9 protein-coding genes, 2 tRNA genes, 3 rRNA genes and 1 pseudogene are annotated in these 19456 nt (G+C 40.3%); all 15 read right to left on the bottom strand.

Annotated elements, in window-relative coordinates; genetic code table 11:
- Positions 1-72 precede the first annotated feature (72 nt).
- Entirely contained in the window at positions 73-867 is a 795-nt protein-coding gene (thyA, locus tag RHO12_10220; GenBank protein WVD65738.1) for a thymidylate synthase, read from the bottom strand.
- 22 nt (positions 868-889) lie between these two features.
- Positions 890-1777, bottom strand: a complete 888-nt coding sequence (gene lgt, locus RHO12_10215) for a prolipoprotein diacylglyceryl transferase (protein ID WVD65737.1) — start codon at positions 1775-1777, stop codon at positions 890-892.
- Between the two features lie 149 nt (positions 1778-1926).
- Positions 1927-2376 (bottom strand): annotated as a pseudogene (gene rppH, locus RHO12_10210) (RNA pyrophosphohydrolase).
- Between the two features lie 521 nt (positions 2377-2897).
- Positions 2898-3013: ribosomal RNA gene (gene rrf / locus RHO12_10205) — 5S ribosomal RNA — on the bottom strand.
- A 148-nt stretch (positions 3014-3161) separates the two neighbouring features.
- Positions 3162-6066, bottom strand: a 23S ribosomal RNA gene (locus RHO12_10200).
- Positions 6067-6262: 196 nt separating this feature from the next.
- Positions 6263-6338 (bottom strand) — tRNA-Ala (locus RHO12_10195).
- A 115-nt stretch (positions 6339-6453) separates the two neighbouring features.
- Positions 6454-6530 (bottom strand) — tRNA-Ile (locus RHO12_10190).
- Positions 6531-6588: 58 nt separating this feature from the next.
- Positions 6589-8127: ribosomal RNA gene (locus RHO12_10185) — 16S ribosomal RNA — on the bottom strand.
- Together the 16S, 23S and 5S rRNA genes with 2 tRNA genes alongside form the textbook arrangement of a ribosomal RNA operon.
- 403 nt (positions 8128-8530) lie before the next feature.
- A complete protein-coding gene (gene hemG, locus RHO12_10180) occupies positions 8531-9064 on the bottom strand; it encodes a menaquinone-dependent protoporphyrinogen IX dehydrogenase (GenBank protein WVD65736.1) in 534 nt (177 codons plus the stop codon).
- Positions 9065-9089: 25 nt separating this feature from the next.
- Positions 9090-10541 (bottom strand): TrkH family potassium uptake protein, encoded by a 1452-nt coding sequence (locus tag RHO12_10175; protein WVD67401.1) that lies wholly within the window; start codon positions 10539-10541, stop codon positions 9090-9092.
- Positions 10542-10565: 24 nt separating this feature from the next.
- On the bottom strand, positions 10566-11390 hold the full coding sequence (gene djlA / locus RHO12_10170) for a co-chaperone DjlA (protein ID WVD65735.1): 825 nt from the start codon (positions 11388-11390) through the stop codon (positions 10566-10568).
- Positions 11391-11434: 44 nt separating this feature from the next.
- Positions 11435-13678 carry a DNA topoisomerase IV subunit A gene (gene parC, locus RHO12_10165; GenBank protein ID WVD65734.1) on the bottom strand — a complete coding sequence of 748 codons (2244 nt, stop codon included), beginning with the start codon at positions 13676-13678 and terminating at the stop codon, positions 11435-11437.
- Positions 13679-13730: 52 nt separating this feature from the next.
- Positions 13731-15620, bottom strand: a complete 1890-nt coding sequence (gene parE / locus RHO12_10160) for a DNA topoisomerase IV subunit B (protein WVD65733.1) — start codon at positions 15618-15620, stop codon at positions 13731-13733.
- A 554-nt stretch (positions 15621-16174) separates the two neighbouring features.
- Positions 16175-16579, bottom strand: coding sequence for an 8-oxo-dGTP diphosphatase MutT (mutT, locus tag RHO12_10155; protein WVD65732.1), 405 nt, complete (start codon positions 16577-16579; stop codon positions 16175-16177).
- A gap of 105 nt (positions 16580-16684) precedes the next feature.
- On the bottom strand, positions 16685-19405 hold the full coding sequence (gene secA, locus RHO12_10150) for a preprotein translocase subunit SecA (protein WVD65731.1): 2721 nt from the start codon (positions 19403-19405) through the stop codon (positions 16685-16687).
- Positions 19406-19456: the final 51 nt, after the last annotated feature.

Genomic DNA, 19456 nt, shown 5'->3' with positions numbered 1-19456 from the left:
TATTTACTTATATAATTAATTTAACGAAATTAAGTATACCGGTCATAGACCGATATACTTAAATAAGAAGAACTAAATCGCAACAGGGGCTTTTATTGCGGGATAAGGATCATAACCTTCAATGTCAAAATCATCAAAAACATAGTCAAAAATTGTAGGTGGTTTTCTTTTTATAACAAGTTTTGGAAGTGCCTTTGGTTCGCGCGTTAACTGTAGATGCGTTTGCTCCATATGGTTAGAGTATAAATGCGTATCTCCCCCTGTCCAAACAAAATCACCGACATCCAAATCGCATTGCTGTGCAACCATATGGACTAGTAGAGAATAACTAGCAATATTAAACGGTAAGCCTAAAAATACATCACAAGAACGCTGATAAAGCTGACAAGATAACTTACCATCGGCAACATAAAACTGAAAGAATGCATGGCAAGGCGCTAATGCCATTTTATCCAATTCACCTACATTCCATGCCGAAACGATCATGCGCCTAGAATCAGGATTCGTTTTTATTTGTTCTATCAGTTGAGTTATTTGATCAATTTGACGGCCATCAGTAGCCCCCCACGAGCGCCATTGCTTTCCATATACAGGACCTAAATCTCCATTTTCATCAGCCCACTCATCCCAGATAGTAACATTATTATCTTTTAGATATTGGATATTGGTATCGCCCTTTAAAAACCAAAGCAATTCATGAATGATAGATCTTAGATGGCATTTTTTTGTTGTAACAAGAGGGAAACCTTCTTGTAGGTTAAAACGCATCTGGTGACCAAAAATAGACAAAGTACCCGTTCCGGTTCGATCTGACTTTGGCGTACCTTCATCTAAAATTTTCTGCATAAGCGCTAAGTATTGTTTCATTTTTTGATCCTATAAATACATTTTAAAAATTGGTATTACCAATTTTAACTCTCAAACCATCTGGAGATTTATAAGCATAGAATATAAATATTACACCCAAAATAATCATTGGCAGGCATAAAATTTGTCCCATACTAATAATATTAAAAAATAACCCTAATTGTTCATCGGGTTGCCTAAAAAACTCAATAATAAAACGGAAGCAACCATACAAAAGCAAAAATAGTCCTGATACACTACCGATTGGCCTTGGTTTACGAATAAATAAATTTAAGATAATGAAAAGCACAACACCTTCAAATAACATTTCATATAATTGAGAGGGATGTCTAGGTAATAAATTACCGCAAGCAATAAAAAGATCTGCCCACTCAGGATGCATTCTTACATAAGTTAAATCTGCAGAGGATGATGTAGGAAAAAGCATACCAATTGGCGAATTAGTTACTCTTCCCCATAATTCACCATTAATAAAATTACCTAAACGGCCAAACATAAGGCCAATTGGAATCAAGGGTGCCACAAAATCAGCAACTTGAAAAAAAAGTTTATGGGTCTTAAGAGCAAAAACAGCAATCACAACTAATGCGCCAATTAAACCACCATGAAAAGACATGCCTCCTTCCCATACCCGAAACAAAGTAAGCGGGTCGGCAAAAAACGTGTTCAAATTATAAAAGAGTGTATACCCTAAACGGCCGCCAATAAACAGACCCAAAAATCCCCAAAAAAGCAAATTCTCTACTTGAGATTTTGTCCAACCACTGTTGGTTTTTTTTATTCGCCAATTCGCTAAAAATAAAGCACCCAGCACACCAAATAAATACATTGCGCCGTACCAATGCAAAGAGATGGGGCCCAATGAAAAAGCAATTGGGTCAAAATTAGGAAAAATTAGATATTGTTTCATTTTTTTATTCTTTGCTTGTTTTTACGTTTTTGAGCAAAAAAAGTAAACCGTCTTTTTTGCCCATGCTTATTATTTGTCTGGTTTACTTCATCAGGAAATAAGGTCGTTAAATCATTGTCATTTTGCATAGAAAAAACAATACTAGAAAACTCTTTCATAGCTTTGCGATACACATCACGTTTAAATGCAATAACCTGCCTAATTGGATACCAATAACTCACCCACTTCCAATCATCAAACTCTGGTGATGATGTTAAAGATAAATTAATTGCAGAAGTATCCGAAATTAACTCTAACAAAAACCACTTTTGTTTTTGACCAATACAAACAGGTTCATTTTCCCATCGAACCATTCTCTTAGGTAACTTATAACGTAACCATCCGTTTGTAACGGAAAGAATTTTAACATTTTTTGCTAATAATCCAACTTCTTCATTTAACTCTCTAAACATTGCTTGTTCAGGAGTTTCATTATTATTAATTCCGCCCTGAGGAAACTGCCAAGAATTTTGCCCAAAACGACGTGCCCACAATACCTGACCATGTCGATTGCAAATAATAATTCCTACATTTGGACGGTAGCCATCATTATCGATCACTGACTACCTCAAAAATCATTTTCAATAGACTGAATTGTTTCATACATACAACAAGAAATAAACACTAAAATGATATTAATCTAATATTATTTATAATTTATATCTAAATACCTTATAGTTTTTCGATAACCACTAAATTACCTTACTTTTATCCATTATAAGAAATAGCCTACTTTATTTTAATAAAAATTGTAGCTATACCAACTTACCACGCAATTTAGGAGCATGATAATAAGCTTTTAATAATAGCTTTATTTCGATAATCATCTGTCGTTTTTCATATTAGTGGTGTTATTTTATCTTTAGATTAAGTTTTTATTTATTCGATAACTAGCCTTTGTAAAACGAATTTTTTTTAGAGTGGCAGAGATTTACAATAAGGCAAAGTTAAACTATTTTGACTCCACCAAAATGTCACGTAATTAGAAAAAGCATTACTTAAAATTTGCAGTGAACGCTATGGAAAGTAAGATAATAAAAAAGCCCCAAACCAATAGGTAAGGGGCTTCTTAACATTAAAAGTCTGGCGGTGACCTACTCTCACATGGGGTAACCCCCACACTACCATCGGCTTCACGGCGTTTCACTTCTGAGTTCGGCATGGATCAGGTGGGACCACCGCAACATTGCCGCCAGACATAACTCGTTTTCTCTTAGACTATATAAACTATCTACTTCCCATCAGTAACCTAAACCGCTACCAATCCTCAGCAAATAATCATACCATCCATCAATATAGACTCAAGCCAAAATTTTCATTGAGATTCAAAACAACTCTAAGTTGTAAGGTTAAGACTCTCGGTTCATTAGTATCAGTTAGCTCAATGTATCACTACACTTACACACCTGACCTATCTACGTCTTAGTCTCAAACGGACCTTACAGAGTAAACTCTGGGAGGACTCATCTCGGGGCTAGTTTCGTGCTTAGATGCTTTCAGCACTTATCTATTCCGCACGTAGCTACCGGGCAATGCAATTGGCATCACAACCCGAACACCAGCGGTGCGTTCACTTCGGTCCTCTCGTACTAGAAGCAAACCCCCTCAATCCTCCTACGCCCATGGCAGATAGGGACCGAACTGTCTCACGACGTTCTAAACCCAGCTCGCGTACCACTTTAAACGGCGAACAGCCGTACCCTTGGGACCTACTTCAGCCCCAGGATGTGATGAGCCGACATCGAGGTGCCAAACACCGCCGTCGATATGAACTCTTGGGCGGTATCAGCCTGTTATCCCCGGAGTACCTTTTATCCGTTGAGCGATGGCCCTTCCATTCAGAACCACCGGATCACTATGACCTACTTTCGTACCTGCTCGAGCCGTCACTCTCGCAGTCAAGCTAGCTTATGCCATTGCACTAACCTCCTGATGTCCGACCAGGATTAGCTAACCTTCGTGCTCCTCCGTTACTCTTTGGGAGGAGACCGCCCCAGTCAAACTACCCACCAGACAGTGTCCGTAGACCCGATTCAGGGCCCTACGTTAGAACATCAAACATTAAAGGGTGGTATTTCAAGGTCGACTCCATGCAAACTAGCGTCCACACTTCTTCGTCTCCCACCTATCCTACACATTAAGGCTCAATGTTCACTGTCAAGCTATAGTAAAGGTTCACGGGGTCTTTCCGTCTTGCCACGGGTACACCGCATCTTCACGGCAAATTCAATTTCACTGAGTCTCGGGTGGAGACAGCCTGGCCATCATTACGCCATTCGTGCAGGTCGGAACTTACCCGACAAGGAATTTCGCTACCTTAGGACCGTTATAGTTACGGCCGCCGTTTACTGGGGCTTCGATCAAGAGCTTCTCCTTACGGATAACCCCATCAATTAACCTTCCAGCACCGGGCAGGCGTCACACCGTATACGTCCACTTTCGTGTTTGCACAGTGCTGTGTTTTTATTAAACAGTTGCAGCCAGCTGGTATCTTCGACTGACTTCACCTCCATCCGCTACGGACTTCAATTACCATCAGCGTGCCTTCTCCCGAAGTTACGGCACCATTTTGCCTAGTTCCTTCACCCGAGTTCTCTCAAGCGCCTGAGTATTCTCTACCTGACCACCTGTGTCGGTTTCGGGTACGATTAAATATGACCTGAAGCTTAGAGGCTTTTCCTGGAAGCAGGGCATCAATTACTTCAGCACCTTAGTGCCTCGTCATCACATCTCAGAGTTACAGTGACCGGATTTGCCTAATCACACCCCTACATGCTTAACCCGGGCTCCTTGCGGACCTATCCCGGTAAACCTAGCCTTCTCCGTCACCCCATCGCAGTCACATTCAGTACGGGAATATTAACCCGTTTCCCATTAGCTACGCATCTCTGCCTCGCCTTAGGGGTCGACTCACCCTGCCCCGATTAACGTTGGACAGGAACCCTTGGTCTTCCGGCGTGCGGGCTTTTCACCCGCATTATCGTTACTTATGTCAGCATTCGCACTTCTGATACCTCCAGCAAACCTCACAGTTCACCTTCTACGGCTTACAGAACGCTCCCCTACCCAATATGTTATTCACACACTGCCGCAGCTTCGGTGCATAGTTTTAGCCCCGTTACATCTTCCGCGCAGGCCGACTCGACTAGTGAGCTATTACGCTTTCTTTAAATGATGGCTGCTTCTAAGCCAACATCCTAGCTGTCTAAGCCTTCCCACTTCGTTTCCCACTTAACTATGACTTTGGGACCTTAGCTGGCGGTCTGGGTTGTTTCCCTCTTCACGACGAACGTTAGCACCCGCCGTGTGTCTCCCATGCTCAACTTGTCGGTATTCGGAGTTTGCATCGGGTTGGTAAGCCGGGATGGCCCCCTAGCCGAAACAGTGCTCTACCCCCAACAGTTATACATGAGGCGCTACCTAAATAGCTTTCGGGGAGAACCAGCTATCTCCCGGTTTGATTGGCCTTTCACCCCCAGCCACAGGTCATCCGCTAATTTTTCAACATTAGTCGGTTCGGTCCTCCAGTTAGTGTTACCCAACCTTCAACCTGCCCATGGCTAGATCACCGGGTTTCGGGTCTATACCCTGCAACTCATTCGCCCAGTTAAGACTCGGTTTCCCTACGGCTCCCCTATTCGGTTAACCTCGCTACAGAATATAAGTCGCTGACCCATTATACAAAAGGTACGCAGTCACACCATTAATGATGCTCCCACTGATTGTACGTACACGGTTTCAGGTTCTATTTCACTCCCCTCGCCGGGGTTCTTTTCGCCTTTCCCTCACGGTACTAGTTCACTATCGGTCAATCAGGAGTATTTAGCCTTGGAGGATGGTCCCCCCATATTCAGACAGGATAACACGTGTCCCGCCCTACTCGTCAAGCTTCCACATAATGCGTATTCGTGTACGGGACTATCACCCTCTATCGTGTACCTTTCCAGATACTTCCACTTACACACTATGCTACCCGCTTTGGGCTCCTCCCATTTCGCTCGCCGCTACTTTGGGAATCTCGGTTGATTTCTTTTCCTCGAGGTACTGAGATGTTTCAGTTCCCTCGGTTTGCCTCCCTAACCTATTTTATTCAGTTAAGGATAGTATAGTTACCTATACTGGGTTTCCCCATTCGGACATCGACGGTTATAACGCTTATTACCAGCTTACCGTCGCTTTTCGCAGATTAACACGTCCTTCTTCGCCTCTGATTGCCTAGGCATCCACCGTGTACGCTTAATTTCTTAACCTTACAACCTACAGTTGTCTTGGTTTTCTCAATTTCGCTTTTTCTCTATCTTATCGTCATTCCATCTGGACTTTCACCCAAACTTCATCACCATAAAACGAGAACTCGTTTCTTTCAGCTTGTTCCATATTGTTAAAGAGCAATATTAATCAATGCACTCTAAAATGCACTTATCAATATAGTGAAATAGTTAGAAATGGTGGAGCTAAGCGGGATCGAACCGCTGACCTCCTGCGTGCAAGGCAGGCGCTCTCCCAGCTGAGCTATAGCCCCATTATCTTCACTTTACCGTATTCAGCCTATATTCGCTAAATTATCCAATTCGATTAATCCAGCATAATCATAGCCAAATAATGTCAGGGCATAATATAACAAAATTAAATTGAATTGGTGGGTCTGAGTGGACTTGAACCACCGACCTCACCCTTATCAGGGGTGCGCTCTAACCACCTGAGCTACAGACCCAATAAAGTGATATCTCTTTAAAAACAAACAATCTATGTGAACACTGTTAGGCACTTCGTAAGGAGGTGATCCAACCGCAGGTTCCCCTACGGTTACCTTGTTACGACTTCACCCCAGTCATGAACCACACCGTGGTAAACGCCCTCCCGAAGGTTAAGCTATCTACTTCTGGTGCAACCCACTCCCATGGTGTGACGGGCGGTGTGTACAAGGCCCGGGAACGTATTCACCGTGACATTCTGATTCACGATTACTAGCGATTCCGACTTCATGGAGTCGAGTTGCAGACTCCAATCCGGACTTAGACGTACTTTGTGAGGTCCGCTCCAGTTCGCACCTTCGCATCCCTTTGTATACGCCATTGTAGCACGTGTGTAGCCCTGGTCGTAAGGGCCATGATGACTTGACGTCGTCCCCACCTTCCTCCGCTTTATCAACGGCAGTCTCCTTTGAGTTCCCACCTCTACGTGCTGGCAACAAAGGATAAGGGTTGCGCTCGTTGCGGGACTTAACCCAACATTTCACAACACGAGCTGACGACAGCCATGCAGCACCTGTCTCATAGCTCCCGAAGGCACTCTCGTATCTCTACAAAATTCTATGGATGTCAAGACCAGGTAAGGTTCTTCGCGTTGCATCGAATTAAACCACATGCTCCACCGCTTGTGCGGGCCCCCGTCAATTCATTTGAGTTTTAACCTTGCGGCCGTACTCCCCAGGCGGTCGATTTAACGCGTTAGCTCCGGAGCCCAAGGGTCATGCCCCCAAACTCCAAATCGACATCGTTTACAGCGTGGACTACCAGGGTATCTAATCCTGTTTGCTCCCCACGCTTTCGCATCTCAGCGTCAGTATCTGTCCAGAAGGCCGCCTTCGCCACCGGTATTCCTCCACATCTCTACGCATTTCACCGCTACACGTGGAATTCTACCTTCCTCTACAATACTCTAGACAACCAGTTTTAAGTGCAATTCCCAGGTTGAGCCCGGGGCTTTCACACCTAACTTAATTATCCGCCTACATGCCCTTTACGCCCAGTCATTCCGATTAACGCTCGCACCCTCCGTATTACCGCGGCTGCTGGCACGGAGTTAGCCGGTGCTTCTTCTGTAATTAACGTCAATTCAGTATCCTGTTAGAATACTGACCTTCCTCATTACCGAAAGTACTTTACAACCCTAAGGCCTTCTTCATACACGCGGCATGGCTGCATCAGGGTTTCCCCCATTGTGCAATATTCCCCACTGCTGCCTCCCGTAGGAGTCTGGACCGTGTCTCAGTTCCAGTGTGGCTGGTCATCCTCTCAGACCAGCTAGAGATCGTCGCCTAGGTAGGCCTTTACCCTACCTACTAGCTAATCCCATATGGGTTCATCAAATGGCATGTGGCCCGAAAGTCCCACACTTTGGTCTCGCGACATTATACGGTATTAGCAGTCGTTTCCAACTGTTGTCCCCTTCCATTTGGCAGATCCCCATACTTTACTCACCCGTCCGCCACTCGTCAGCAAGAGCAAGCTCTTCTGTTACCGTTCGACTTGCATGTGTTAAGCCTGCCGCCAGCGTTCAATCTGAGCCATGATCAAACTCTTCAATTTAAAGTTTGATGCTCAATAGTTAACTGACTATAATTTCATTTCAAATGAATCTTTAGTGTCACTATCAAGACTTAATTTTTGAGTCCGAAGACTTGTATATTTTGTCCTAACAGTGCCCACACAGATTGTCTGTTTTTAATTTTTAAAGAGCTGACAGCTTACTTCTTTTCGCTGTCTCAAGGGTTGCGTATACTACGCTAACCTTTCTTATTCGTCAAGACTATTTTTTGTTTTTCATCTTAACTTTTTCGCTTTTCTCTCCGCTTCAACGAAGAGGTGGTGCGCATTATAGACATCTTTTGGCTTTGAGCAAGTCTATTTTTCGTTTTTTTTTATCGTTTGCTGTTTTTTCGTTCACGACTAGTGCTTAATTTATAATAAAAGCAGAAAGAATAGTTAAGAATTATTTAATTATTGAATTTTGAAATAGAGTAGCAAATTCGTCAACTTTATTCCAATCGGTATACTCTATTTCAGGTTTTGTGACATCAGTATCACCTTTGCCTAACCACATAATAAAACGAATCATATTACGGTCAAACCAATTATATTTAGAATAATAGAGTGCACCAGCAAAAACAGCTTTTACTGTCGGTTTCCATTGGATTTTGGATAAAAACTTTTTAGTGTAAAGATTGGTTTCGGGTGTATTTTTATGTGCTTTTCTAGCGACTAAATTAACACCAAAAAAACCGGTAACTATTTTATTAAGATCATGATAATTATTATCAATAAATTTTTTAATTAATTTATCATAATAACCATAACGAATTGATGTACCAATAATTATCGCTTGATAGTCCGATAGTTTGATGGATGAGTTTTTGTGCAATTGAACTAAATCACATTCGAATAAGGAACCTAATTGAAACTGTATACGTTTCATAATTTTTTCTGTTTGATATTCATGAGTAGTATAAAGTAATAATAATTTCACGATTTCTCTCAATATTAGTTACATGCTAAGACTTCCAAAATACAGGAGTAAAAATAATGAGTAAAGTAAATATTTCTAATCGACCAAACAACATATCGGTTATCATCACCCACTTTACTAAGTCGCTGACATGGCTAAAATTATCGCTCGCATCACCAATACCAATCCCCAAATTATTTAAAGAGGATGAAACAATATAAAATGCATCCATCGCAGTAGAGCCATTTGCCATAACAACGAACAGGCTAATGAGGAAAACTAAGGCATAAGCGGAAAAAAAGCCCCATACAGACTCGATAATACGTTCAGGCAACACACGATTATTAAGTTTTAGGCTATAAATAGCGTTAGGATGAACAAGTCGTTTCAATTCTCGGGAACCTTGCATAAACAGTAATAGAACTCGAACAACTTTCATTCCTCCACATGTTGAGCCTGCACACCCACCAATAAATGAAGCACAAAGTAATAAAATGGGTAATACTGGAGGCCAGTTACTTGTACTATCAACTGAAAAACCGGTGGTAGAAGCAGTTGAAACAACTTGTAATACAATTTTATCGATGGAACTGGCCACACTTGCCAATCCAATCCCGATAGAAAGGATAATAATACTAATAATAATTAATACACTCAGGATCATTAAAAAAGTACGAAACTCTTGATCTCGTAAATAGTGCTTAAGGGAAAATTGGCTAAAGCAAATAAAGTGTAAACCAAAATTACACCCCGATAAGATCAAGAAAAAAGTAATAATATAGTTAATCATTGGATTATTAAAATACGCTAAACTACTATCATGAGTTGAAGCCCCGCCCATCGAAATAGTTGAAAAACTATGGGATATAGCATCAAAAACATCCATGCCAGCAAGCCACAAACATAAAGCACAAACGATTGTTAAAATGATATAAATGGACCAGAGTACTTTTGCTGTTTGGGCAATTCTAGGTCGCATTTTATTATCTTTTTGTGGACCAGGGATCTCTGCTCGATATAGCTGCATTCCACCGACACCGAGCAGTGGTAAAATCGCAACAGCTAAAACAATAATACCCATCCCACCGAGCCATTGTAATAATTGACGGTAAAATAATAATGCTTTGGGTAAGGTGTCAAGATGAGTGATACTCGTAGCTCCAGTTGTGGTTAAACCAGAGAACGACTCAAAGAAGGCTGTCGTTAAATTGAGATTAAGATGGTTATCGAAAATAAAAGGAAACGCACCTATAGTCCCAAGCACAACCCAAAATAGCACCACAATTAGAAAACCTTCTCGGGTGCTAAGCTCATTTTTATGTTTACGATTAGGTAACCATAAAATAATACCTAGGATCAAAGCGACAATAAACGATTGAATAAAAATAGTTCCACCGCCATCACGATAGATCACTGCGACTAATGCCGGAATAATCATAAACACTGACAACAGAGTAATGAGTAAACCCACAATACGAATAATTGAACGCCAATGCATCATTATGCTTTCTCTTTGAAATGCTTATTTAAACCCTTTATAGGTCTTAATTAAATCATATGCCACCTGAATCTCTTGTGCTCTTTTTTTCGCCGCTTCCAGCATCTCTTTAGGAAGTCCTTTAGATACAAGTTTATCTGGATGGTGTTCATTCATCAGCTTACGGTATGCTTTTTTAATTGTCGCATTATCAACTGATGGTGCAACGCCTAATATACGATAAGCATTATTGATATCGTTTGGCGAGGACTTATTTTGGTAAGTACCTTGATGATAGCCCTGCTGCTGTTGGTGCTGCTGTCCCCGCTGGAAGTGATAACTTGCCATCATCATTTGAATGTATACTGCCATCTGGATACGAGGAATATGAAATGCCTGAGCAACTGTATACAAAATCTGCTCTTCTTTCTCATGCAAAGAACCATTATTAATAGCTGCTCTAATCAAAAACTCACAAAAAATATTTAACACGTTCTTTCTAAAACGATATTGCTCATAAAGCTCACTCAGACGCTCTTTTAAAGGATAGTTTAATGATTTCCCTCGGTTAAATGACTCTTGAGCTAGTTTTCGCTTTGCATGATCAAGCTGTAGTTCATCCATAAAATTTGAAGCGATATTAATATCATATTGCGTCACTTGCCCCTTTGCCTTGCTTAAATGACCGAGGACTTCAAAAGATACGGTCAAAAACAGCATAGGGTCAGGTGAACTATGGCGAACGGGCGCAACCCGATCAAATGCTTTATACAGCATTGGACCAATAAAAAACCCCAGAAGGAAAAACCAACCACTTTTAAAAATATAGCCAAAAAGAATCGCGGTAACAACCGACCAAATAAATAACATCGCTATAATTCCTGATTAAGCATTTGATATTTCATTATATAAGCCTATTCATCAACCTCAATGCGATCAATATGCTGTAATCCTCTTGGTAACAAGGTGCCCTTTCTTCCTCTCTCAGCTCTAAATTTTTGTAAATCAATCGGCTTAAGAGTTAGTTTGCGTTTACCTACATATAATGTAATTGATGATTCTGGCGAAATTAAGGCCATATAAGATAAATAATCTTCATGTTTCTCAGCTTGAGCACTTTGGATAGAAATAATCTTATTGCCCTTACCTTTTGATAAAGCAGGCAAATCGTTAACTGGAAAAACGAGCATTCTACCAGCATTAGTAATAGCAAGTAGTAATAATTCATCATCATTAATTTCCATCAAAGGCATCACTTTCGCGCCTTTTGGTAAAGTGATAATCGTTTTACCATTACGATTGCGAGCAACTAAATCATTAAAAGTACAAATAAAACCATATCCAGCATCAGAAGCCATTAAAATCTTCTGTTCATCAGACGATGACATAATTAGGTGTTCAATATTCGCACCGGCAGGCAATGTTAATTTACCTGTTAGTGGTTCTCCCTGACCTCGCGCTGATGGTAAAGAAATCGGCTCAATAGCATAACTTCTTCCTGTTGAGTCAATAAAAATGACCGGTTGGTTACTTTTTCCTTTAGCCGATGTCTTATAATTATCACCGGCTTTATAACTTAGTGTAGTAGGATCAATATCATGCCCTTTCGCACTACGAACCCAGCCCATTTCAGATAACACCACAGTAATGGGTTCTGATGGCGTGAGCTCTTGTTCCGTTATCGCTTTAGCTTCTGCCCTTACTACAATAGGTGAACGTCTTTCATCACCATACTTTTCACTATCAGCAATCAGCTCTTTTTTAATTAATGAGTTTAACTTACGCTCAGATCCTAAAATTGCCTGTAACTGATCGCGCTCTTTAGCTAACTCGCTTTGTTCCACATTTATTTTTACCTCTTCTAGCTTAGCTAAATGGCGTAATTTTAATTCTAAAATTGCTTCTGCTTGAGTATCACTTAATGCAAAGCGTGCCATTAAAACATCTTTTGGCTCGTCTTCATAACGAATGATATGAATGACTTCATCAATATTTAAAAAGGCAATTAATAAACCGTCTAAAATGTGTAAACGCTTGAGAATTTTATCTAGCCGATAGTTTAAACGTCTTGTCACGGTATCACGTCGATACTTCAACCACTCAGTTAATATCGTTAATAAACCTTTTACCGAAGGCCGATGATCAAGACCAATCATATTAAGATTGACTCGGTAACTTTTTTCTAAATCAGTAGTTGCAAATAAATGATTCATCACTTGCTCTAAATCGACTCGGTTGGAACGAGGCACTAGAACTAACCGAGTAGGCGTTTCATGCGCCGACTCATCACGTAAATCTTCAATTAACGGTAACTTCTTCGCCCGCATTTGTGCTGCAATTTGTTCTAATATTTTAGCGCCAGAGACTTGGTGCGGAAGATCTGTAATAACGATATCATTCTCTTCTTTACGCCAAACGGCACGCATGCGAATAGAGCCACGACCAGACTCATAGATTTTAGCAATATCGGCTGCAGGAGTAATAATTTCTGCCAGCGTTGGGTAATCTGGTCCTTGAATATGAGCCATCACGTCTTCTAACGATGCTTTGGGATTATCAAGTAGCATAATTGCAGCATTCGCAACTTCGCGTAAATTATGCGGTGGAATATCAGTTGCCATACCAACCGCAATACCGGTTGTCCCATTAAGCAAAATATTAGGCAACCGTGCTGGCAGCATTTTTGGCTCTTGCAACGTGCCATCAAAGTTAGGCAAGTAATCTACCGTACCTTGTCCTAGCTCACCTAGCAACAACTCAGCATATTTTGATAGACGGGATTCAGTATAACGCATAGCAGCAAATGATTTAGGATCATCTGGAGCTCCCCAGTTTCCTTGCCCATCAACCAGAGGATAGCGATAAGAGAATGGCTGGGCCATTAATACCATGGCTTCATAACACGCACTATCACCATGCGGATGATATTTACCCAACACATCACCCACTGTTCTGGCTGATTTTTTATATTTTGCCTGAGCGTTTAATCCTAGCTCAGACATCGCATATACGATACGCCTTTGAACCGGTTTTAGGCCATCGCCAATAAATGGCAATGCTCGATCCATAATGACGTACATCGAATAATTTAAATACGCATTCTCGGTAAACGTTTGTAGAGATTGTAGCTCGACGCCATCATGCGTGATCTCGTTCATTTGCATTCCTTCATTTTTCTTCGTAAAAAGAAATTAATCAAACTGTTAAATATTAAACGTCTAATTCAACTTGATCGCCTTTATTTTGCAGCCATTCTCGTCTATCTTCAGAACGTTTCTTTGCTAATAACATATCCATTAAGGCGGTTGCTTGTTCGTCATCATCAAGTGTTAGTTTCACTAGACGGCGAGTGTTAGGATCCATTGTTGTTTCTCGCAATTGTAATGGATTCATTTCACCGAGGCCTTTAAAACGCTGTACATTCGGTTTACCTTTTTTGCGCTTTAATTGATCCAATATTCCGATTTTTTCTTCTTCATCAAGTGCATAATAAACTTCTTTGCCAAGGTCAATACGATATAAAGGAGGCATTGCAACATAAATGTGGCCATTTTTGACTAATGGCTTAAAATGGCGGACAAATAGTGCGCATAGCAACGTCGCGATATGTAAACCATCTGAATCGGCATCAGCTAAAATACAAATTTTACCATACCGTAGCTGGCTTAAATCATCACTATCAGGATCCATACCAATCGCAACTGAAATATCGTGAATCTCTTGAGAGCCTAATACTTCATCAGATGAGACTTCCCATGTATTAAGTATTTTACCTTTTAGCGGCATTATGGCTTGAGTTTCACGATCTCTAGCTTGCTTTGCCGAACCGCCAGCTGAATCACCCTCGACTAAAAATAGCTCTGTACGACTCAAATCTTGCGATGCACAATCAGCCAATTTTCCAGGTAACGCAGGGCCACTTGTTAACTTTTTACGAATAACTTTTTTCGAAGCACGTAAGCGTTTTTGTGCGCTAGAAATAACCATCTCAGCCAATAACTCAGCTGTTTGAACATTTTGGTTAAGCCATAAACTAAACGCATCTTTTACCACTGCTGAAACAAACGCTGCTGACTGACGAGAAGATAGGCGTTCCTTGGTTTGGCCGGCAAATTGCGGTTCTTGCATTTTAACTGACAGCACATACGAACAGCGTTCCCATATATCATCTGCCGTTAATTTCAAGCCTCGAGGTAACAAATTATGAAATTCACAAAACTCACGCATCGCATCTAAAAGGCCTTGCCTTAAACCATTAACATGCGTTCCCCCTTGTACGGTTGGGATCAAGTTGACATAGCTTTCTGTCAGTGATTCACCGCCTTCGGGCAACCAAAGTAACGCCCACTCAGCGGCTTCATTATCGCTTGTATGCTCGCCAGTGAATGGCTCCTCAGGTAATAAAGTATAGCCATTAACCGATTCCATCAAATAATCAGTTAAGCCAGCTTCATAACACCATCTATGCTCGACATCATTGACTTTATCCTTAAAGATAATTTCAAGACCTGGACATAATACCGCTTTTGCTTTTAATAAATGCTCCAAACGAGGGACAGAAAATTTTGGCGAATCAAAATATTTTTCCTCGGGCCAAAAGCGTACTTTTGTTCCAGTATTTCGTCGACCACACGTTCCTGTTACATGAAGATCTTCGACTTTATTACCTTGCTCAAATGCAATTGCATAAACTTGCCCGTCACGATTAACCGTTACGTCAAGTCTTTTTGAAAGGGCATTAACAACCGAAATGCCAACACCATGCAATCCACCCGAAAATTGATAATTTTTATTAGAAAATTTACCGCCAGCGTGTAATCGACAAAGTAATAATTCAATAGCTGGCAGACCTTCTTCTGGATGGATATCAACAGGCATGCCTCGCCCATCATCAATTACTTCTAAAGACTGGTCTTCATATAGGATAACTTGGATATGTTTTGCGTGCCCAGCAATAGCTTCATCCACGCTATTGTCAATAATTTCCTGACCCAAATGGTTAGGTCTTGTTGTGTCGGTGTACATCCCTGGGCGATGCCTTACAGGGTCTAACCCTTTTAAAACCTCAATATCGATAGCATTGTAACTTGATTGTGTCATAACGTAGCTTCATTAGTACTAAAAATTGCATGTATTATACTGAAATTATGGAAAAATGCGATCAACTGATGGATGGGAGATTTAACCTAGATAAAAAAATAGTCAATATAATAAAATCATATTGACTAGATTAGTTGCTTCTACTTCCTTTTTTTTCATTCTTCTTCTATCTTCTTATTATCCTGTCAACATACTATTTTTCGAATAAACCTACACACAACGGAAACACTTTTAACACTTTTAAACTAATACATTTACACTTAATTTTAAAATTTGCTTTTCTCAAATTGATGACAAAAAGATGAGCAAAAGCAGATATGTAACTATTATCCATGAAATTAAGATTAATTCAAGTAAAATTAACTATTTTTTTACAATTCCTTATAACTAACTATATATTTATTAACTTAACTTAATATTAATTATTAAGTTAGCTATAGCGTTTTAATATAAAAGAATTATGAAGGGTAATATATTAGAGAATATTTACTTGGCAAGAGAAAAAACACACATCAAATTTAAATCAAAATGTTAAATAAAATATATTATCTATACTAGTAAATATTTTTATCTAAGTTTTTTAACATTTCAATAATTGTACGATTGGCATCAGGAAATTCATCGGCATTGAGCTCCTCTTCATCCACCCATCGGCTGTGTTGACCTTCTGCGGCAAAAGGTTCACCATCCCATTCTTCTATAAGATAGACGTGAATAGTTATAAAGCGGTCATGATATTGGTATTCGACGGTTTTTAGATATTTTGCATCATGAATGTGAATGTCAATTTCTTCTGCAATTTCACGTTGAAGAGTTTGAAAAGGCGTCTCGTTTGGCTCAATTTTACCACCAGGAAATTCCCAAAATCCAGCTAAATGAGATTTTTCGCCACGCTGAGTAATAAAAATTTGCCCATCATGTGAACGAACAATACCTACCGCAATTTCAAGTTTTTTCATAATAATTATTTATTTTAGCTTATCTACCGATGCCATAACTATGGCAGCTATGACATCGATAATGTATAAAAATCATTCAGAAATTAATAATACTAAAGTTTATCTTTATTGAACAGCCCCATGACAATTTTTATACTTTTTCCCAGAACCGCAAGGACACAGATCATTCCGACCCACTTTTGCTTGAGCACGAACAATTGGTTGCGCTACGCGAGGCGCTGTCTCATTGTTGAGAGTACCAACCTCATCATGGCTTAATTTTTGCTGCTCAGCAAGTCTGACCATTTCTTCTTGCCTTTGGCGTTCAGCTTCCTCTATCTCCTCTTGAGAACGAATCCGAACACGGCTCAATACGCCAATAACATCATATTTGAGTGATTCTAGCATACTGGCAAACATATCAAATGACTCACGTTTATACTCCTGCTTTGGATCCTTTTGAGCATAGCCACGTAGATGGATCCCTTGACGTAAGTAATCCATTGCCGCCAAATGATCCTTCCAAAGTGTATCAAGAGTTTGTAACATTACACTTTTTTCAAAACCACGAAATGCTTCACTACCAACGGAATCTTCCTTAGCTTGAGCTGTTTCAATAGCCGATTGTAAAATACGTTCTCGTAGCGTTTCTTCATGTAGATTTGGTTCATCATTAAGCCACTGAGCAACTGGTAGTTCAAGGTCAAAATCTGCTTTTAAAGCGGCTTCAAGCCCACTAACATCCCACATTTCTTCAATTGATTGTGGGGGAATATATTGATCAATAACAGTATTAAATACATCGACGCGAATAGAATCAATTGTCTCTTTAATATCATGGTTATCGAGGAGATCATTTCGTTGACCATAGATAGCACGACGCTGATCATTTGCCACATCATCAAACTCTAGCAATTGTTTTCTAATGTCAAAATTACGGCTTTCAACCTTCCTTTGTGCATTTGCGATCGCTTTTGTTACCCAAGGATGCTCAATTGCTTCCCCTTCTTTCATACCTAATTTTCGCATCATACTACCTACTCGGTCTGAAGCAAAAATACGCATTAAAGGATCTTCTAAAGATAAATAAAAACGTGATACCCCTGCATCCCCTTGGCGCCCTGCTCGCCCACGCAGCTGATTATCGATACGACGAGATTCGTGCCGCTCGGTACCTAAAATATACAACCCACCAAGCTCAAGCACTTCCTCGTGACGAATACGCCAATCTTGTTTTATCTGTTCTATTTGCTCAGGTGTTGGAGACTCAAGCTTTGATATTTCCATCTGCCAGTTACCACCAAGCATAATATCAGTACCTCGACCAGCCATATTCGTTGCAATAGTTACCGCGCCTTTACGACCTGCATCGGCAATAATTTCGGCTTCTTGAGCATGGAACTTAGCATTTAAAACATTATGCTTAATGCCCGCTTTATTGAGAAAATGTGAAACAAGTTCGGATTTTTCAATAGACGCTGTACCAACTAAAACGGGTTGTCCTCTTGATAGGCAACCACGAACATCGGTAACAATTGCATCAATTTTTTCTTTTTCTGTCATGTAAACTAAATCTGACAAATCTTTACGTACCATTGGCTTATTGGTTGGCACAACAATTGTATCTAACCCATAGATTTGGTTAAACTCGAATGCTTCAGTATCTGCCGTACCTGTCATTCCTGCTAGTTTTTGGTATAAGCGGAAGTAATTTTGGAAAGTAATCGACGCTAATGTTTGATTCTCATTTTGAATTTTAGCACCTTCTTTTGCCTCAACAGCTTGATGCAAGCCATCTGACCAGCGGCGACCTTCCATCGTTCGACCAGTGTGCTCGTCAACAATGATAACCTCACCATTTTTAACAATATAATCAACGTCACGAGAAAACAGATGATGGGCGCGTAACGCGGCACTAACATGATGCATTAATACAATATTATTCGGCGCATATAATGACTCTTCGCCTTTCATAATACCTTCACGAATTAGCAACTCTTCAACTTTAATTAGTCCACGTTCGGTCAAATGCACTTGACGTGATTTTTCATCTACCGAAAAATCTCCCTCTCCTTGATAGTCAGCAGTATCTTCTTTTTCCTGACTGGTTAGATAAGGAATAATTTTATTAATACTAATATAGCGGTCAGAACTATCTTCTGCGGGGCCCGAGATGATCAATGGCGTTCTTGCTTCATCGATTAAAATTGAGTCAACCTCATCAACTAACGCATAATAAAGAGGTCGCTGTACTCGTGATTCTTTATCAAAGACCATATTGTCTCGTAGGTAATCAAAACCGTACTCATTATTCGTTCCATAAGTAATATCTGCATTGTATGCCTCACGTTTCAATGGCGCTGGCATGTTAGGTAAATTAATTCCCACCGTTAAACCTAAGAACTCAAATAAAGGTCGGTTATTCTCAGCATCACGTTGTGCTAAATAGTCATTCACAGTAACAACATGAACGCCAAAACCGGTTAAAGCATTAAGGTAAGCAGGTAAACTTGCGGTCAATGTTTTACCTTCACCAGTACGCATCTCGGCGATACACCGTTCATTAAGAACCATCCCACCAATTAGCTGCACATCAAAATGGCGCATACCAAAAACCCGTTTACTCGCCTCTCGCACTACCGCAAAAGCTTCTTCTAATATTGAATCTAAGCTCTTCCCTGCAGCAATACGTTCTTTAAATTCAACGGTTTTAGCTTTCAACTCATCATCGGACAACGCTTCCATCGCTGGTTCCAATGCATTAATCTTATCAACACGCTTGCGCATTGATTTTAATACTCGCTCATTACGGCTACCAAATGTTTTTGTCAATAATTTCAATAACATATAATTCTCTTTATGTTGGCACGATATCAATCGTTTTATTATTTATAACTG

The sequence above is a fragment of the Orbaceae bacterium lpD02 genome, from assembly GCA_036251875.1.
GTDB classification, from domain to species: domain Bacteria; phylum Pseudomonadota; class Gammaproteobacteria; order Enterobacterales; family Orbaceae; genus Orbus; species Orbus sturtevantii.
Note: the sequence above shows the minus strand (reverse complement) of the source record. Positions and strands in the feature narration are given on the sequence as shown.